Origin of the sequence: Rhodococcus sp. SB1D (genome assembly GCF_048573875.1) — a bacterium.
GTDB classification, from domain to species: domain Bacteria; phylum Actinomycetota; class Actinomycetes; order Mycobacteriales; family Mycobacteriaceae; genus Rhodococcus_F; species Rhodococcus_F qingshengii.
The window spans coordinates 194,093-209,775 of the sequence record NZ_JBMAIQ010000006.1 but is presented as its reverse complement, the minus strand read 5'-3'; the positions used below and the strand labels follow the sequence as shown (position 1 = coordinate 209,775).

The 15,683-nt window shown below is 63.9% G+C and carries 13 protein-coding genes; 9 read left to right on the top strand and 4 right to left on the bottom strand.

Annotated elements, in window-relative coordinates:
* Positions 1 to 3 precede the first annotated feature (3 nt).
* The 6 genes from mshA (at position 4) to ACN50D_RS15915 (ending at position 6,453) form a co-directional block, all read left to right on the top strand.
* Positions 4 to 1,332 carry a D-inositol-3-phosphate glycosyltransferase gene (mshA, locus tag ACN50D_RS15940; protein WP_083059045.1) on the top strand — a complete coding sequence of 443 codons (1,329 nt, stop codon included), beginning with the start codon at positions 4 to 6 and terminating at the stop codon, positions 1,330 to 1,332.
* A complete protein-coding gene (locus ACN50D_RS15935; RefSeq protein WP_047268888.1) occupies positions 1,329 to 1,826 on the top strand; it encodes a YbjN domain-containing protein in 498 nt (165 codons plus the stop codon). The genes mshA and ACN50D_RS15935 overlap by 4 nt, the downstream gene beginning before the upstream one ends.
* Before the next feature lie 139 nt (positions 1,827 to 1,965).
* A complete protein-coding gene (locus ACN50D_RS15930; protein ID WP_064688317.1) occupies positions 1,966 to 3,567 on the top strand; it encodes an AMP-binding protein in 1,602 nt (533 codons plus the stop codon).
* Positions 3,568 to 3,613: 46 nt separating this feature from the next.
* Positions 3,614 to 4,369: a phosphoglyceromutase gene (locus ACN50D_RS15925; RefSeq protein ID WP_003941992.1), complete on the top strand. Its 756-nt coding sequence runs from the start codon at positions 3,614 to 3,616 to the stop codon at positions 4,367 to 4,369.
* Positions 4,370 to 4,531: 162 nt separating this feature from the next.
* A complete protein-coding gene (locus ACN50D_RS15920; RefSeq protein WP_003941938.1) occupies positions 4,532 to 5,767 on the top strand; it encodes a sensor histidine kinase in 1,236 nt (411 codons plus the stop codon).
* Positions 5,764 to 6,453 (top strand): response regulator transcription factor, encoded by a 690-nt coding sequence (locus ACN50D_RS15915; protein ID WP_003942020.1) that lies wholly within the window; start codon positions 5,764 to 5,766, stop codon positions 6,451 to 6,453. The genes ACN50D_RS15920 and ACN50D_RS15915 overlap by 4 nt, the downstream gene beginning before the upstream one ends.
* Positions 6,454 to 6,540: 87 nt before the next feature.
* Here ACN50D_RS15915 and ACN50D_RS15910 read toward each other — a convergent pair whose 3' ends face one another.
* Positions 6,541 to 7,326: a hypothetical protein gene (locus tag ACN50D_RS15910; protein WP_003941928.1), complete on the bottom strand. Its 786-nt coding sequence runs from the start codon at positions 7,324 to 7,326 to the stop codon at positions 6,541 to 6,543.
* A 66-nt stretch (positions 7,327 to 7,392) separates the two neighbouring features.
* Between ACN50D_RS15910 and ACN50D_RS15905 the strand changes: the two genes are divergently transcribed.
* From ACN50D_RS15905 to ACN50D_RS15895, 3 genes are read left to right on the top strand one after another with little or no spacing between them, the layout of a single operon-like run.
* A complete protein-coding gene (locus ACN50D_RS15905; RefSeq protein WP_003941975.1) occupies positions 7,393 to 8,343 on the top strand; it encodes a Ppx/GppA phosphatase family protein in 951 nt (316 codons plus the stop codon).
* On the top strand, positions 8,343 to 9,476 hold the full coding sequence (locus ACN50D_RS15900; protein ID WP_064074200.1) for a hypothetical protein: 1,134 nt from the start codon (positions 8,343 to 8,345) through the stop codon (positions 9,474 to 9,476). The genes ACN50D_RS15905 and ACN50D_RS15900 overlap by 1 nt, the downstream gene beginning before the upstream one ends.
* A 7-nt stretch (positions 9,477 to 9,483) precedes the next feature.
* Positions 9,484 to 10,368, top strand: coding sequence for a sugar phosphate isomerase/epimerase family protein (locus ACN50D_RS15895; RefSeq protein WP_042923251.1), 885 nt, complete (start codon positions 9,484 to 9,486; stop codon positions 10,366 to 10,368).
* On the opposite strand, the gene ACN50D_RS15890 is transcribed toward ACN50D_RS15895, so the two are convergent.
* The 3 genes from ACN50D_RS15890 to ACN50D_RS15880 are packed head-to-tail and all read right to left on the bottom strand — an operon-like array spanning position 10,348 to position 15,584.
* Complete coding sequence (locus tag ACN50D_RS15890) at positions 10,348 to 11,781, bottom strand: HAD-IB family hydrolase (protein WP_003941905.1); 1,434 nt, start codon at positions 11,779 to 11,781, stop codon at positions 10,348 to 10,350. The genes ACN50D_RS15895 and ACN50D_RS15890 overlap by 21 nt on opposite strands.
* Positions 11,778 to 14,114 carry a glycerol-3-phosphate 1-O-acyltransferase gene (locus ACN50D_RS15885; RefSeq protein WP_007735324.1) on the bottom strand — a complete coding sequence of 779 codons (2,337 nt, stop codon included), beginning with the start codon at positions 14,112 to 14,114 and terminating at the stop codon, positions 11,778 to 11,780. Before ACN50D_RS15885 ends, ACN50D_RS15890 begins: the two co-directional genes overlap by 4 nt.
* Before the next feature lie 3 nt (positions 14,115 to 14,117).
* Positions 14,118 to 15,584 carry a wax ester/triacylglycerol synthase domain-containing protein gene (locus tag ACN50D_RS15880; RefSeq protein WP_003941881.1) on the bottom strand — a complete coding sequence of 489 codons (1,467 nt, stop codon included), beginning with the start codon at positions 15,582 to 15,584 and terminating at the stop codon, positions 14,118 to 14,120.
* Between the last annotated feature and the right edge of the window lie 99 nt (positions 15,585 to 15,683).

Genomic DNA, 15,683 nt, shown 5'->3' with positions numbered 1-15,683 from the left:
CCCATGCACATTTCGCGCCCTCGCCGGGTGGCCGTTCTCTCGGTCCACACCTCGCCATTGGCGCAACCCGGCACCGGTGACGCGGGTGGGATGAACGTCTACGTTCTGCAATCCGCCATTCAGCTCGCCAAACGTGGCGTCGAGGTGGAGATATTCACCCGCGCGACGTCCTCGGCCGACGCACCCGTGGTGGACGCCGCTCCCGGAGTGCGGGTTCGGAACATTGCTGCTGGTCCCTTCGAAGGGCTGGACAAGGCGGATCTGCCGACTCAACTGTGTGCCTTCGTCGCAGGAGTTCTGCGGGAGGAAGCGCGCCACGAGCCCGGGTACTACAGCCTGATTCACTCGCACTACTGGTTGTCCGGTCAGGTCGGCTGGCTGGCCCGCGACCGCTGGGGCGTGCCCCTCGTACACACCGCCCACACCCTCGCGGCGGTGAAGAATCTTTCGCTTGCCGAGGGAGACACCCCGGAGCCGGCAGCACGTCAGATCGGCGAGCAGCAAGTAGTCGCCGAGTCCGATCGCCTGGTCGCCAACACCACCGACGAAGCCAAGGCGCTGCACGAGTTGTACGGCGCAGACCCCACGCGTATCGACGTCGTGGCTCCCGGCGCCGATCTCACCCGCTACCGACCGGGCGATCGCGATTCCGCCCGCGCGTCGTTGGGGTTGGACCCGGGCGAGATCGTCGTGACTTTCGTCGGCCGGATCCAACCTCTGAAAGCACCGGACGTTCTGCTGCGTGCTGCCGCCGAAGTGATCAGCCGTCGCCCCGAGTTGCCGTTGCGCATCCTCGTCGTCGGCGGGCCGTCGGGAACTGGCCTCGCGCGGCCGGACGTGCTGATCGAACTTGCACGATCACTCGGCATCAGCGCGCAGGTGACATTCTTGCCGCCGCAGGCACCGGAGCGTCTCGCCGATGTCTACCGTGCCTCGGATCTGGTTGCGGTGCCGAGCTATTCGGAGTCCTTCGGATTGGTCGCCATCGAAGCTCAAGCCTGCGGAACTCCCGTGATCGCCGCCGACGTCGGCGGACTGGGAGTAGCCGTACGCAACGGTGAGACCGGCCTGCTGGTTCAAGGACACCGCACCGAAGATTGGGCCGGCGCCCTCGAATCCTTGGTGACAGCACCGACGCGCTTGGCCGAACTCGCCGCGCAGGCACCGCGCCACGCCGAAAATTTCTCGTGGGAACACACCGCGGACGGTTTGCTCGAGAGCTATCGCAAAGCCGCAGTCAACTACAACAACGGAACCGGTCCCAGCGACTTCTCGCCCCGCCGTGCGCGGGGTCTGTGGCGTCTGCGCCGGACCGGGGGAGTGCGTACATGAGCAGCATTTCGGACACCATCGAGCAGGCCCTCACCGAGCGCGAACTCGACTTCACCAGAAAAGACGACGCGCATTTCATCGTCGAACTTCCCGGTGAACACAAACTCAAGACGTCGACTCTGCTCACCGTCGGCAATCACGGTGTGCGGGTCGAGGCCTTCGTGTGCCGCAAGGTGGACGAGAACTTCGAAGGCGTCTACAAATTCCTGCTCAAGCGCAACCGTCGTCTGTACGGGGTGGCGTACACACTCGACAAGGTCGGGGACATCTACCTCGTCGGCAAGATCGCAGAGCATGCCGTGACCGGCGATGAACTCGACCGAGTGCTCGGTCAGGTTCTCGAAGCCGCCGACGGCGATTTCAACGTCATCCTCGAACTCGGCTTCTCCTCGTCCATCAAGCGTGAGTGGGCGTGGCGGGTGTCGCGAGGTGAGTCGCTGGCGAATCTCGAACCGTTCAAGCACCTCATCGAGGAAGAGCCCGCGCAGAGCTGATCGAGCGGGGTGAGACACATCGCGGATGTGTCACGTAAAGTGGCCTTTACTTGTGACTGTCGTCACGGAATAATACTGTTCCCGTGAGTCACAGTAAGTTGGTCACACCACCCCGCCGCGCAACTTTTCGAGGAGCACAGTGAGCTTCAAGAGTCCGTTCCCCGACGTTGAAATCCCCAACCTCAGCGTCTACGACTTCCTGTTCGGAAACACCGACCCCGCAGACCTCGACAAGACGGCCTTCGTCGAGGGCAGTTCGGGCGCAGTCACCACATACGCTTCGCTGATCGCACAGATCAACGGCGTTGCAGGCGCTCTCGCAGCGCGCGGACTCGCCGTCGGCGACGTGGTCGGGCTGCATTCGCCCAACGTCCCGGCCTTCGGTTCCGTCTTCCACGGCATCCTTCGTGCCGGTGGCGTCGCGACCACGATCAACGCGCTCTACACCGCCGAGGACATCGCCAAGCAGCTCACCGATTCCAAGGCAAAGTTCCTCTTCACCGTCTCGCCGCTCCTGCCGCAGGCAAAGGCCGCTGCTGACCTGGTCGGTATCCCGGCTGAGAACGTCTTCGTGCTCGACGGGGCCGAAGGCCACCTCTCGCTGCGTGATCTGCTCGGCGAGGGTGCAGCGGCGCCCGAGGTCTCCTTCGATCCGGCCACCCAACTCGCGGTGCTGCCGTACTCGTCTGGCACCACCGGCCGACCCAAGGGGGTCATGCTCACTCATCGCAACCTCGTGGCCAACGTCTGCCAGATCATTCCGCGGATGGGCATCGAGACCGACGACAAGATTCTCGCGGTCCTGCCGTTCTTCCACATCTACGGCATGACTGTCCTGCTCAACGCTGCGCTCTATCGCCGCGCGAGCCTCATCACGATGCCGAAGTTCGATCTCGTCGAGTTCCTGCGGATCGTCGCCGAGCAGAAGTCGACGTACATCTTCGTCGCACCGCCCGTTGCCGTCGCGCTGGCCAAGCATCCGCTCGTCGATCAGTACGACCTCTCGAGCGTGCACACCATCTTCTCCGGTGCGGCCCCGCTCGACGCGGCGCTCGGCAAGGCCGTCGCCGACCGGTTGAACTGCCACGTCCGCCAGGGCTACGGCATGTCCGAGATGAGCCCGGTCTCGCACGCGATCCCGTTCGACCGCGACGACATCGCGCTCGACACCTGCGGTCCGACCATCGCCAACATGGAATGCAAGCTCGTCGACCCCGGAACGGGCGAAGAGGTCGCGTACCCGGCTCTCGGCTCGGACGGCGTCAGCGAGCCCGGCGAACTGTGGTGCAAGGGCCCGAACATCATGCTCGGCTACCTCGGCAACGACCAGGCCACCAAGGACACCCTCGACGACGACGGTTACCTGCACACCGGTGACATCGCGACCGTCGACGGCGACGGCGTCGTCAAGATCGTCGACCGCCTCAAGGAACTGATCAAGTACAAGGGCTACCAGGTTCCCCCGGCGGAACTCGAGGCCTTGCTGCTGACCCATCCGCAGATCGCCGACGCCGCAGTGATCGGTGTGCTCGACGCCGAGGGCGAAGAGGTCCCGAAGGCATTCGTCGTGCTCCAGGACGGCGCCGAGTTGACCGAAGCCGACGTGATCACCTTCGTCGCCGAGCGCGTCTCGCCGCACAAGAAGGTCCGCCAGGTTTCGTTCATCAGCACCGTGCCGAAATCCGCGGCCGGAAAGATCCTCCGCAAGGATCTGCGAACTGCGGAAGTTGCCCCGAGCTGATTTCCGGACAGGGTTGATCAAGAAGGGTTCCGGTACTCGTGCCAGGATGAACGCCATGAGTATCGGAACCCTGGTCCTGCTCCGCCACGGCGAGAGCGAATGGAATGCACTCAATCTGTTCACCGGCTGGGTGGACGTACACCTGACAGACAAGGGCATGGCCGAGGGCAAGCGCGCCGGCGAACTGCTCGCCGAGCACAACCTGTTGCCCGACGTTCTCTACACGTCTCTGCTGCGCCGCGCGATCAGCACAGCCAACCTCGCGCTCGACGCCGCCGATCGCCACTGGATCCCGGTAGTGCGCGACTGGCGTCTCAACGAGCGTCACTACGGCGCTCTGCAGGGCAAGAACAAGGCGCAGACCAAGGAAGAGTACGGAAACGAGCAGTTCATGCTCTGGCGTCGTAGCTACGACACCCCGCCGCCCGCCATCGAAGCCGGCAGCGAGTACAGCCAGGACACCGATCCCCGGTACGCGAACCTCGACGAGGTTCCCTTGACCGAGTGCCTGCTCGACGTCGTCAAGCGTCTGATCCCGTACTGGGAGGACACCATCTCCCAGGAGCTGCTCGCCGGTCGGAACGTGCTGGTCACCGCGCACGGCAACTCGCTGCGTGCGTTGGTCAAGCACCTCGACGGCATCTCGGACGAGGACATCGCGGGCCTGAACATCCCGACCGGAATCCCGCTGCGTTACGACCTCGACGAGAACCTGAAGCCGCTCAATCCCGGCGGCACCTACCTGGATCCGGAGGCCGCAGCTGCCGGCGCCGCCGCGGTGGCGAATCAGGGCGGAAAGTAGCAACCCGATGATGTGCGTCGAGGCCCCCCGAACAGTGATTTCGGGGGGCCTCGGCCAACAGCAGATGAACGACGAACCAACGCCGTCCACCTGGCGGATTACACGGGTGGGAACGTCCGAACCCGCCGTAACCGACTCTTCGCGCGAACGTACGATTGCGCCGTGAGTGTCGTGATTGCAGTGCTGCTGGTCGTGGTCGCCGGCTTGGTCGGCTACCTCGTCGGCGGGGTGCTGGTCCCCAGGCTGTCGTCGCGCCAGAGTCAGCGCTCGGACGAACAGACCGGGCTCACGATGTCCCAGGTTCTCGACCTCATCGTGTTGGCTTCGGAAAGCGGTATCGCCGTCGTCGACGGTTTTCACGACGTCGTGCTCTTCAATCCTCGCGCCGAGGAACTCGGTCTCGTCAAGAATCGTCTGGTCGACGAGCGAGCTTGGCGGGCTGCTCAGGAAGTTCTGCGGACGGGTCAACCCGTCGAGGTCGATCTGACGGCGCAGACCGCTCAGCGGGGCCGCGACAAGATCGCGGTACGTGGCACGGCCCGGTTGCTCAGCAAGGACGATCGCAACTTCGTGGTCCTGTTCGCCGACGACGATTCCGAGCAGGTCCGCATGGAGGCGACCCGACGCGATTTCGTCGCGAACGTCAGCCACGAACTCAAGACGCCGGTCGGTGCGATGAGCCTGCTCGCGGAGGCGCTGCTCGAGTCCGCTGACGACCCGGAATCGGTGCGCCACTTCGGCGAACGGGTGCTCGGTGAGTCGATTCGTCTGGGCAAGATGGTCACCGAGTTGATCGCACTCTCGCGTCTGCAAGGTGCCGAGAAGCTGCCGGATCTCGACGTGGTCGACGTCGACACCGTGGTGTCCGAAGCACTGTCGAGGTCGAATCTGTCGGCCGAGGCCGCCGGGATCACGGTCACCACCGACCATCCGAGTGGGCTGGAAGTACTCGGGGATCAGACTCTCCTCGTCACGGCATTGTCCAACCTCATCGAGAACGCTATTGCATACTCGCCCAAGGGTTCTCCGGTTTCCGTCAGTCGGTCGGTACGCGGCGACAATGTCGCGATCGCAGTCACCGACCGAGGAGAAGGCATCGCGAAAGCGGACCAGGAGCGAGTGTTCGAGAGATTCTTCCGCGTGGACAAGGCGCGGTCACGGCAGACCGGTGGAACCGGTCTGGGGCTGGCGATTGTCAAACACGTCGCGGCCAATCACAACGGCTCCATCGAACTGTGGAGCAAACCGGGTACAGGGTCTACCTTCACGTTGCAGATACCGGCACACGTGGAGTCGGACGACGACATCGACTCTGACGACGCGGGAACCGCCGGTTCCACGCGGATCGGCAGACGAGAACAAGGCAGTAGAGAAAACGGCATGGAGGCCAAACGATGACGAGTGTGCTGATCGTGGAGGACGAGGAGTCCTTGGCGGACCCGCTGGCGTTCCTGCTCCGCAAGGAAGGCTTCGAGACCACCATCGTCAACGACGGACCGTCGGCGTTGGCGGAATTCGATCGCTCCGGAGCGGACATCGTCCTGCTCGACCTCATGCTGCCCGGCATGAGTGGCACGGACGTCTGCAAGGCGCTGCGGTCGCGCTCCGGCGTCCCCGTCATCATGGTGACGGCGCGTGACAGTGAGATCGACAAGGTCGTCGGACTGGAACTCGGTGCGGACGACTATGTGACCAAACCGTATTCGGCGCGTGAGCTGATCGCTCGCATCCGTGCGGTGCTGCGCCGCGGGGTGGAGAACGAGGCGGACCTCGCCTCCGACAACGGGGTGCTCGAGGCCGGACCGGTACGGATGGACGTCGAGCGCCACGTCGTGCAGGTCGCGGGTAACCCGGTGACGTTGCCGCTCAAGGAGTTCGACCTCCTCGAGTACCTGCTCCGCAACTCCGGTCGGGTGCTGACCCGCGGACAGTTGATCGACCGCGTCTGGGGCGCCGACTACGTCGGTGACACCAAAACCCTTGACGTACACGTGAAGCGGTTGCGTTCGAAGATCGAATCGGATCCGGCCAAGCCGGAACATCTGGTCACGGTCCGTGGATTGGGTTACAAGCTCGAAGCGTGATCGAACCTCGTCGAGAAGAAATGTCGAGAAGAATTCAGCCGCTCACACGATCGTGTGAGCGGCTGAATTCTTTTTGTTCAGGCGGAGTCAGCCCTGAGCTTTGTTCTGAGCGATCGTGGTCGCCGGATGGACTGCGATGAGGCCGAGGCCCGCGCGACGTCTGCAGAGGCGAGCCAGCTCGTCGTACGCGCGCTTTCCGAGAAGCTCCGTCAACTCGGGCCCGTAGGACTGCCAGACCTGCCGCTCCCCGACATGAGCGTCGGGGGAGCCGGAGCAGTACCAGGCGAGGTCGTCGCCGCCCTCACCCCAGCCGCGGCGGTCGTACTCGGTGATCGTGGTCTTGAGGATCTGGACGCCGTCCGGCCGGTCGACCCAGTCCTGGGTGCGGCGGATCGGTAGCTGCCAGCACACGTCCGGCTTCACCTCGAGCGGCTCGATGCCCTTCTTGAGCGCCATGGAATGCAGAGCGCAGCCCTCGCCTCCGGCAAAACCCGGCCGGTTGAGGAAGATGCACGCTCCTTTGTAGCGGCGGGTGCGCAGCGCGGGCTCGTCCTCGAGGTCGTCTTCTTCGACGTAGCCCTTCTTGCCGAGACCCTTTTCCATGAACTGCCAGTCTTCGGCTGTGAGCATTTTCACTGACGCATCGAGCTTGTCCTGATCTTCCTGATCGGAGAGGAAAGCGCCGTGCGAGCAGCAACCGTCGTCCGGGCGGTCTCCGATGATGCCCTGACACGCCGGCGTGCCGAACACGCAGGTCCAATGCGAGAGCAACCACGTCATATCAGCGGAAATGAGGTGTTCGGAGTTATCCGGATCGACAAATTCGACCCATTCGCGCGGGAAATCGAGATCGACCTCGGGGCTCGGAGTCATCTTGTGGGACCGGTCTGGGTTACCTGCTGTCACAAGGGCCGACCGTAGACCCAGTAACGTGGCGATGTGCGACTAGGGGTACTCGACGTCGGAAGCAATACCGTCCATCTATTGGTTGTGGACGCCCATCGGGGCGGCCACCCAACACCCATGAGCTCGACCAAGTCCACGTTGAGGCTGGCAGAGAACACCGACGACCGCGGCGATATCACCACGTCAGGAGCCGATCGGTTGGTCTCGACGGTTTCCGAATTCGCCGGTATCGCCAAGACGTCCGGGTGCGAGGAAATGATGGCTTTTGCCACTTCCGCGGTCCGTGACGCCAACAATTCCGAAGCCGTACTCGCCCGCGTCCGCGCCGAGACCGGAGTCAACCTCGAGGTTCTGTCCGGGGTCGACGAAGCCCGCTTGACCTTTCTGGCCGTGCGCCGCTGGTACGGCTGGAGCGCCGGACGCATCCTGAACCTGGACATCGGCGGCGGCTCGCTCGAACTCACCGCAGGTGGTGACGAGGATCCGGACGTCGCCTTCTCACTGCAACTCGGTGCCGGACGGTTGACGCGCGACTGGCTACAGGCCGATCCGCCGGGCAAGCGCCGGGTCGCTGTGTTGCGCGACTGGCTGGACGCGGAGTTGGTCGGACCAGCCAAGGAACTGCGCGCCGCCGGCGACTGGGACCGCACGGTCGGGACTTCGAAGACCTTCCGATCGTTGGCTCGGCTCACCGGCGCGGCCCCTTCTGCCGCAGGCCCCCGGGCAAAACGGACCCTGACTTCCAGCGGACTCAGGCAACTCATAGCCTTCATATCCAGGATGACGGCAGCGGACCGTGCAGAATTGGAAGGAGTGAGCTCGGATCGGTCACAGCAGATTGTGGCCGGCGCGCTCATCGCAGAGGCAACCATGCGGGCGCTCGGAGTGGACGAACTGGAAATTTGTCCCTGGGCACTGCGTGAGGGTCTGATTCTGCGAAAGCTCGACACAGAAATGGGCGGTGAATTGGTGGTGAGTGCTTGATGACCGAGGACAGTCAGCAGATTTCCGTAGCGGAACTGCTCAAGCGGAACGGTCAGAGCGTCGAATCCCGAGGTGGACGACGCCGGCGCGGCGTAGCCGGTGGCATCTCCGTCGCCGAACTGACGGGTGAGATCCCGATCGTTCGCCAGTCGGGATCGCGCGCGGCCGCCGAGCCCGAGTCCGACGAACCAGCAGCCCAGCCTGAAGCCGCTGCGCCGGAAACCGCTGCGCCGGAGAACTCTGCACCTTCAGCGCCGGCCGAGGCTGTCGCGGAAACCGCCAAGTCAGTCGAACCGGCACCGAAGGTTCCCGCCGATCGCACCGCAGCCTTCGCCGTCTCGTTCGACGACGACGATGACGATGACGAGCCGCAGGCACCCAAGGGTGAGTCGAAGCCGGTTGCTGCGCCGCCGGTCACCACTCCGAAGCCGACTTCCACACGTTCGCCGGGACAGACCTCGAAGTCCTCGCCCGGGCAGTGGGTGAGCCGGGCACCGCTCAACTCCTCGTCACCGACGCAGGTAACGCAGGAACCAGCCCTGCTGTCGGGTCAGACCCTGGCGGGCGACCTGATGCGTCAGGAGCGCGCCGCAACGCAGTCGCCGTCGTTGCGTCCGCCGATCCTGCCGCCGCGTGTCCCCACTCCCGTCGCCAAGGCACCTGCACAGACCGCTCCCGCTCCGGCCGCGCCGGAAGAGAGCACCGAACTGATCGACAAGATTGCAGACGCGGATGCCGGCGAGGCCGAATCCACCGCCGTGGTCGATCTGGTCAAGGCGCCGGCTGTCGATGACGGTGCAAAAAAGACCAGTGCCGCCGCGGAGTCCGATGTCGAAGCCGAACCGGCAGCGGAAGAGGCAGGCGAGCGTAACTCGATCCGTGAATGGGCAGTGCTTGCCGGTCAGGTGGTTGTTGCACTGATCGTCGGCGGCGCGATGTTCAAGGGCTTCGAGAAGCTGTGGGACATGCTGCCATGGGTGGCGTTGGTGCTCGCGCTGATCGTGATCGTCGGCTTGGTTGCCGTCGTGCGGGTTCTGCGCAAGACAGACGACATCACGAGTTTCGTGATCGCGGTGGTCGTCGGCATGATCGTGACGCTCGGTCCACTGGCGTTCTTGTTGACCTCGGGTTGATCGGACGATGATCGGGGGATCGCAGCGCATGGTTCGTCGGCCGATAGCCGTCGGCCTGTCGACGGCTTCGGTATATCCGGAGAACACGGAAGCAGCATTTCGCTACGCCGCTGATCTCGGATACGACGGCGTCGAACTGATGGTGTGGGCCGAATCCGTGAGTCAGGACATCGGTGCTGTTGCTGCCCTCGTTCGCAAGTACGCCATTCCGGTGCAGGCCGTGCATGCGCCGTGTCTGCTGATTTCGCAGCGCGTGTGGGGTTCCGATCCGGTCGAGAAGCTCGAGCGTTCGGTGCGCACCGCCGAAACCTTGGGAGCGACGACGGTGGTCGTCCACCCGCCGTTCCGGTGGCAGCGCAAGTACGCCGAAGGCTTCGCGGAACAGGTTGTCGAACTCGAATCGAAGAGCAGCGTCGTGGTGGCGGTGGAGAACATGTTCCCCATGCGCGCCGACAGCTTCTTCGGCGGCAAGGACAAGTCCGCGGAGCGTCTGCGTAAACGTGGCGGTCCAGGGGCAGCGTTGTCCGCGTTCAGTCCGTCGTACGACCCGACCGATTCCGATCATGCTCACTACACACTCGACCTGTCGCACACCGCAACGGCGGGCATGGATGCCCTGGAGTTGGCCTCCCGCATGGGCAAGGGGCTCGAGCACCTGCACCTGGCCGACGGTCGCGGGGCGTCGATGGACGAGCACCTGATTCCGGGGCATGGCTCACAGCCGTGCGCGGAGTTGTGTCAGCAATTGGCTGCGAGCGAATTCAGCGGCCAGGCAGTCATCGAGATCAACACGCAGAACGCGCGCACCCGGCGGGAGCGGTCGTCGATGCTGGCGCAGGCGCTCGCGTTTGCACGCGAGCACCTGGCACGCTCAGCGGTGGCCGGCAAGTAGCGCAGCTTCGAACTGCGCGCGCACCTTCTCGACGTGTGCGTCGAGGTCTTTGGTCTCCCAGCCTTCGGTCGAGATGGGATCGAGCACCGAGACATAGACCGGGCCTGGATGGGCGACAAGCGAATTGCGCCACATCCGTTCACCCGCGTTGTGAATCACCACGGGCACGATCGGCACACCGGCTTGGATCGCCAAGTGGAATCCACCCTTCTTGAAAGGGCCCAGACGTGGCGTCGGAGAACGGGTGCCCTCCGGAGCTATGACTATCGAGACACCATTCTTCAGCTTGTCTACTGCCGGTTGCAGTGCAGCCTTCGCCTTCGTGGTGTCGGTGCGGTCGATGTAGGCGACGTCGAGCAGTGCACCGACGGGCATGAACCGCGGATCGCTTGCCGCTTCCTTCTTCGCGACGCCGGTCACGTCACGCTTGATCACGGTGCCCAGGACCAACATGTCCAGGGAACTCTGATGGTTGAACATGAACACCGCCGGGCGGTGATCCCACACGTTGTGCTCGCCGTCGATCTCGACGTCGATGCCCAGCAGTGAGAGCGAGATGTCGGGGCCGTACGTGCCGACCAGGTTCGCACCCAGTTGACGGTTCCCGGTGACAATGCCTGCCGACGCACCGAGGGCGGCGGTGGCAGCAAGCGCGCCCATGGCCGTCGCCGTTCGGATCGTGGAGATCGGTGTTGCGCCTCGTTGCGGTTTACGCAGGCTGACCGAAGGCCAGTGATTGCGCAACGCGATCTTGGCCAGACCACGATCGGGATTCAACGCGACAGGTCGCCCGACGGCCTCGAGCATGAAGACGTCTTCGACACCGTTGGAGTACGCAAACGCGTTCTTCAGATCGGCGCCCATCTTCTCGGCATAGCCTGCAAGGGCATTGGCCTTGGCCGGCCCCCACAGTGCGGGCGAAGACAGTTCGCCGGTGAGCATGCCGTCGACGACTTCGGGCTCGGTGCACAGCACGTCTTCGATGTCGAGATCTTCGGCGACGTACTTGGCCTGGAACGGAGTCGCCGACGTAGCCATCACGATCGTGTGGCCGGCTCGCCGGTGTGCCGCCAGTAGCCCGCGGGCTTCCGGGTAGATCATCGCGGCGATTTCCTGCTTGAACAGCCGTCGCCCCCAGTCGTTCAGTTCCTCGACGGTACGGCCGCCCAAGGCTCGAACGCCGATGTCCATGAGTGCTCCGACGTCAGCACCGCGGAATTGGGTGTCGATCGCGGCACCGGTGGTGCGCAAGAGTTCGCCGACGCTGATATCCAAGCGTCGCAGGCGGTCTCGGTACACAACGCTGGCCGAGTACCCGCTGATCAAGGTGCCGTCGAGGTCGAAGGCGGCGATCGTTCCGGGCCCGGGCGGGGCGGCTTCGATGGCGGAGTGCAGACGCTCGAGTCCGGTCACAGTCCTACTTCCTCGTTCGCGGCGGGCGCTCGGTTTGCTTCTGGAATGGTCACTACCGCAGCGGCGTCCGGTACCGGCATCGCCACCTGATCGAGTCGTGCATGCGCGAGTGCGCGAAGGTGACGCAGGCGCTCGACCTGAACCTTGATCTCGGCAGCGAATGCCAGGCGCCGGGCCCGGACTCCGTCGTCGTCGACTTCGATCAAGTTACGGTTGCGCGCCAAATTCAGTGCGGTGGCGAATAATTCGCCGGAGACGGATTCGTTGCTGGCGATCTGCTGCCGCAGTCGACGCTGATGTGCGACGTCGATGCAGTTGCTGATGAACGACTTTTCGTCGAACGATGTCGAAATCGGCGCGAGCACAAGCTGATCGGCGACAACCTGGTACGCCTCGAGGAACGGTTGGAGCACGCGGTGCGCGAGGTACGGGCGAACCGTCTCGATCATGTGCTCGGTTCGTTTGTCGTCGGCCATGACGGTTTCCCACTCGGGGTCGATCAGCGTCAGCTCGGTCCGCATCTCCTGCTCGAACGTGTCCCGGTCACTGAAGAAGAACTCGAATTTCAACAAATCTCGGATGCGCTTGGCCTCTGCCCACCCGTCCCCGATGGGGTCCTCGAACCGCTCTTCGACGGCTGCCTGAAGTACGAGTTCGGTGATGGCACGCACGACAAGAAAGTGAATCGTGTTGTTGCGGTAGAAGGCAGCGACAAGATGCTGGTCCTTGCCGAGGTAGAAGACCTGCTCGCCGCCCCGATCGAAGCGCTCGAGCACCCCGGAATCGACGTGTGTCTGCAATGCCTTCTCGATGACACGCGGATCGGACAGTTCGACGTCGCCGGCGATCGGAAGATTTCGCGCGGTGATGTAGCCGAACAGCGGCGTGAGAATCGCGGTGAGTTCACGAACTGTCAACGCCCGGTCTTCGATTCCGAGGAACGCCAACATCGCCAGTGAAGACACGGTCACCGGGGTGACCTCGTTGATGCGGTGACACACCTCGATGCCGGCCTTCTGAATGGCGAGGCGCTGATCGGTTTCCTGGCTGAGTGCGTCCGCGAGTGAGAGCGGCCGGCCGATGGTCACGTGCGCGACACCGTTGCGTTTTCCCTGGGCGCGTACGTAACCCACCATCCAGCGCAGGCCTTCCGGTGTCTTCTCGGCGCCGAGCGCCTCGGCAGCCATGGCCCCGACCTCGTAGAGTTGGTCGTAGCTCAGCGCAACCGGGACGAGGTACACGTCGGACGCTCCGCTGACCTGAAATGCCTTGGTCAGGTAGGTCAGGAGACCGAAGCGCGGCGGGCGTAGTTTCCCGGTACGTCCGCGTCCACCTTCGATGTACCACTCCAGATTGAAGCGCTTGGTCAGCAGATAGCGCATGTACTCGTGCATCGACCACTTGTAGACCTCGTCGTTGCCGATGCTTCGACGAATGAAGACGGTGCCGCTGCGCTTGAGGATCGAGCCCATGGGCCAGAAACTGATGTTGAGGCCGCCCATGACGTGATTGAGCGGCAAGCCGTTCGCGATCAACGCCGGACGCAGGACGAGGGGATCGAGGTACGAACGGTGACTGGGGAGGAAGACCAGTGAGTGTTCCTTGTTCAGCTCACGGAGTTCCTCGAAGCGGCTCGTGTCCACGTCCAGCTTGTAGGCGCGAGCGAAGTAGCGGCCCAGGCGATCCCACACCGCGATGGCTTGGCGACTCTGGGTGGCAACCATTTCTTCGAGAGCTTCACGTGCGCGGCGATCGACTTCGGCGACGGCGATGTTCAACCGGTCGGCCAAAGCCATGACCTCGGTGGCGAATCGGCGGGTGTCGGTGATCTCGTCGACGACGAACCGTGACACCTTGTACTGGCCACCCAGTAGGCCCAATTCGGCGCGTTCGAGTGCCAGAGCGGCCTGCCGTCGGATGAACTCCGGTAGCGAACCGCCACCGCTCTTTTCGAGGCGACGCTCGAGATCGCTCAGTGGTGCGGGTTCACCTTCGATGACCTGGCACCGAGAGGGGTCGGTGCGCAGGGTTCTGCGTTGTGCACCGCGTCCGGGGTGGAGAGGATCGCGTGGTGCCAGCGCATCACGTAGTCGCACCGCGACGTTGTGCTTGGTATGGGTGTCCGGAATCCACACCACGCGAAGCGGTGCGAGCATCGGGTCGTCGGTCCGTGCCGCCAGTTCTGCCAGGGTCTTGTCGGTGATGTTGACGGTGACCGGCCGAGTTTCGGATGAGCTTGCCTTGTCGGCAAGCCACTTTCGCAGCACGCCGGCTTCGGCCTCTGTCATGGTTTCGGTGAGGTACACGCGCGGGTTAGTCGTGTTCTCGCTCATGACTCACGCACCTTCCGTTGTGACTCCGAGAGCGACGATCTCGTCCAGGCTCTCCTGCAAGCACTGCATCAGCAGCGCGGGCTTCGTGATCGCGGCGGTGTCGAGATTGATTCCGATACAGCACACCCCGACGTGGGAGACCAGTGTCGCCATCGCCGCGCAACCGGGCGCCGGGCCGAACGGGAACATCCGCTCGATCTTCGCTCCGGCGAGATAGACCGGTACCGGTACGCCGGCGACGTTGCTCGCCTGCAGGTCCAGTCCTGTCGACTGGGACAGATACCAGTTCGCGAGTAGATAGTTCGGCAGGCGAGCGAGGATCGGGGCGGCGACGTCGATAGCGTCCAACGCCGGTTCCTCACGCAGACTCAGAACGATCTCTCGCACCTGCCTGATGCGTTTGGCCGGATCCGTTTCGGCGACCGGGCCGTTGAAGCGAACGGCTGCAAACCGGTTGCCGCCGTTGGCATCCGCGCCCGTGCGCATGCTGATCGGCATACCCATCGGGATGCTCTCGACGGATTGTCCGAAGGCTTCGTGGTAGCGATGGAAGCCGCCGAGCAAAGCGGCGACGTACGCGTCGTTGAGTGAGCCGCCGGCAGCTTTTGCTCCGGCCTTGAGCTCGGGAACACCCACTTCGAGAGTTCCGAACCATCGTCCGAGACCACGATCGTGGAGCAGAGGGGAACCGGAACGAGCTGGGGGAGTGACGATCTTGCGGAGTGAATTGGCGTAACCGAGGACCTCGGAAGCTGTCGTGATCGGACTCGAGATCGCCGTGGTCGCAACATTGGTGGCACCACGGACCAGCTTGGCGATACGCGAGGGCGCACGCCGGATCTCGCTGACCACCTCCTCGCCGAAGGCGCCCACCGACGACAGATGCTCAGGAGCAGGCGGTGTGCGGTCGGGCTTGTTCGGAGTGGGGTCCGGGCGTCTGCTGTGCAGGAGCGTCATCATCTGGATGCCGCCCATGCCGTCGGTGATGGAGTGGTGAGTCTTGACCACGAACACGGCGCGACCGTCGTCGAGACCTTCGATGAGCAGCGCGCTCCACGGCGGTCGAGCCTTGTCGAAAGGTTCCGTCGCAAGGTGACGACACATGCGCAGTGCGTGATCGAAGTCCGCCGGTGCAGGTAAGCGGACGCGTCGTAGGTGGTAGCCGATGTCGAACTCGGGATCGACGGACCACACCGGATTGCCCAGCTGCATTGCCGGTTCCACTGCTCGCATACGAATACGCGGAACCACGTGCGATGCCCACTCGACTGCGTCGAGAAGTCGATCCCAGTCCGGGGCACGATCGAGTACCTCTACCGCAACGATCGGTGAGCGCAGTTGCGGCTGCGCCTCTTCCATCCGCCACATTCCAGTCTCGAAGTCGGACATCGTGCGGTTCGCCCCCCAGGCGACCGCGGAAAGGTCGACGTCGACCGCGCTAGGAGGAACAAATGGATTGCTGTTGGCCATACGTCAAGAACTCCCTCGGTCTGCGGATCCACCCCGCGCATCTCTGCTTCTAAGTGTGGACCCGCGACCGTGGGCGCGTCCCGGTTTCGGTGTCAGCCG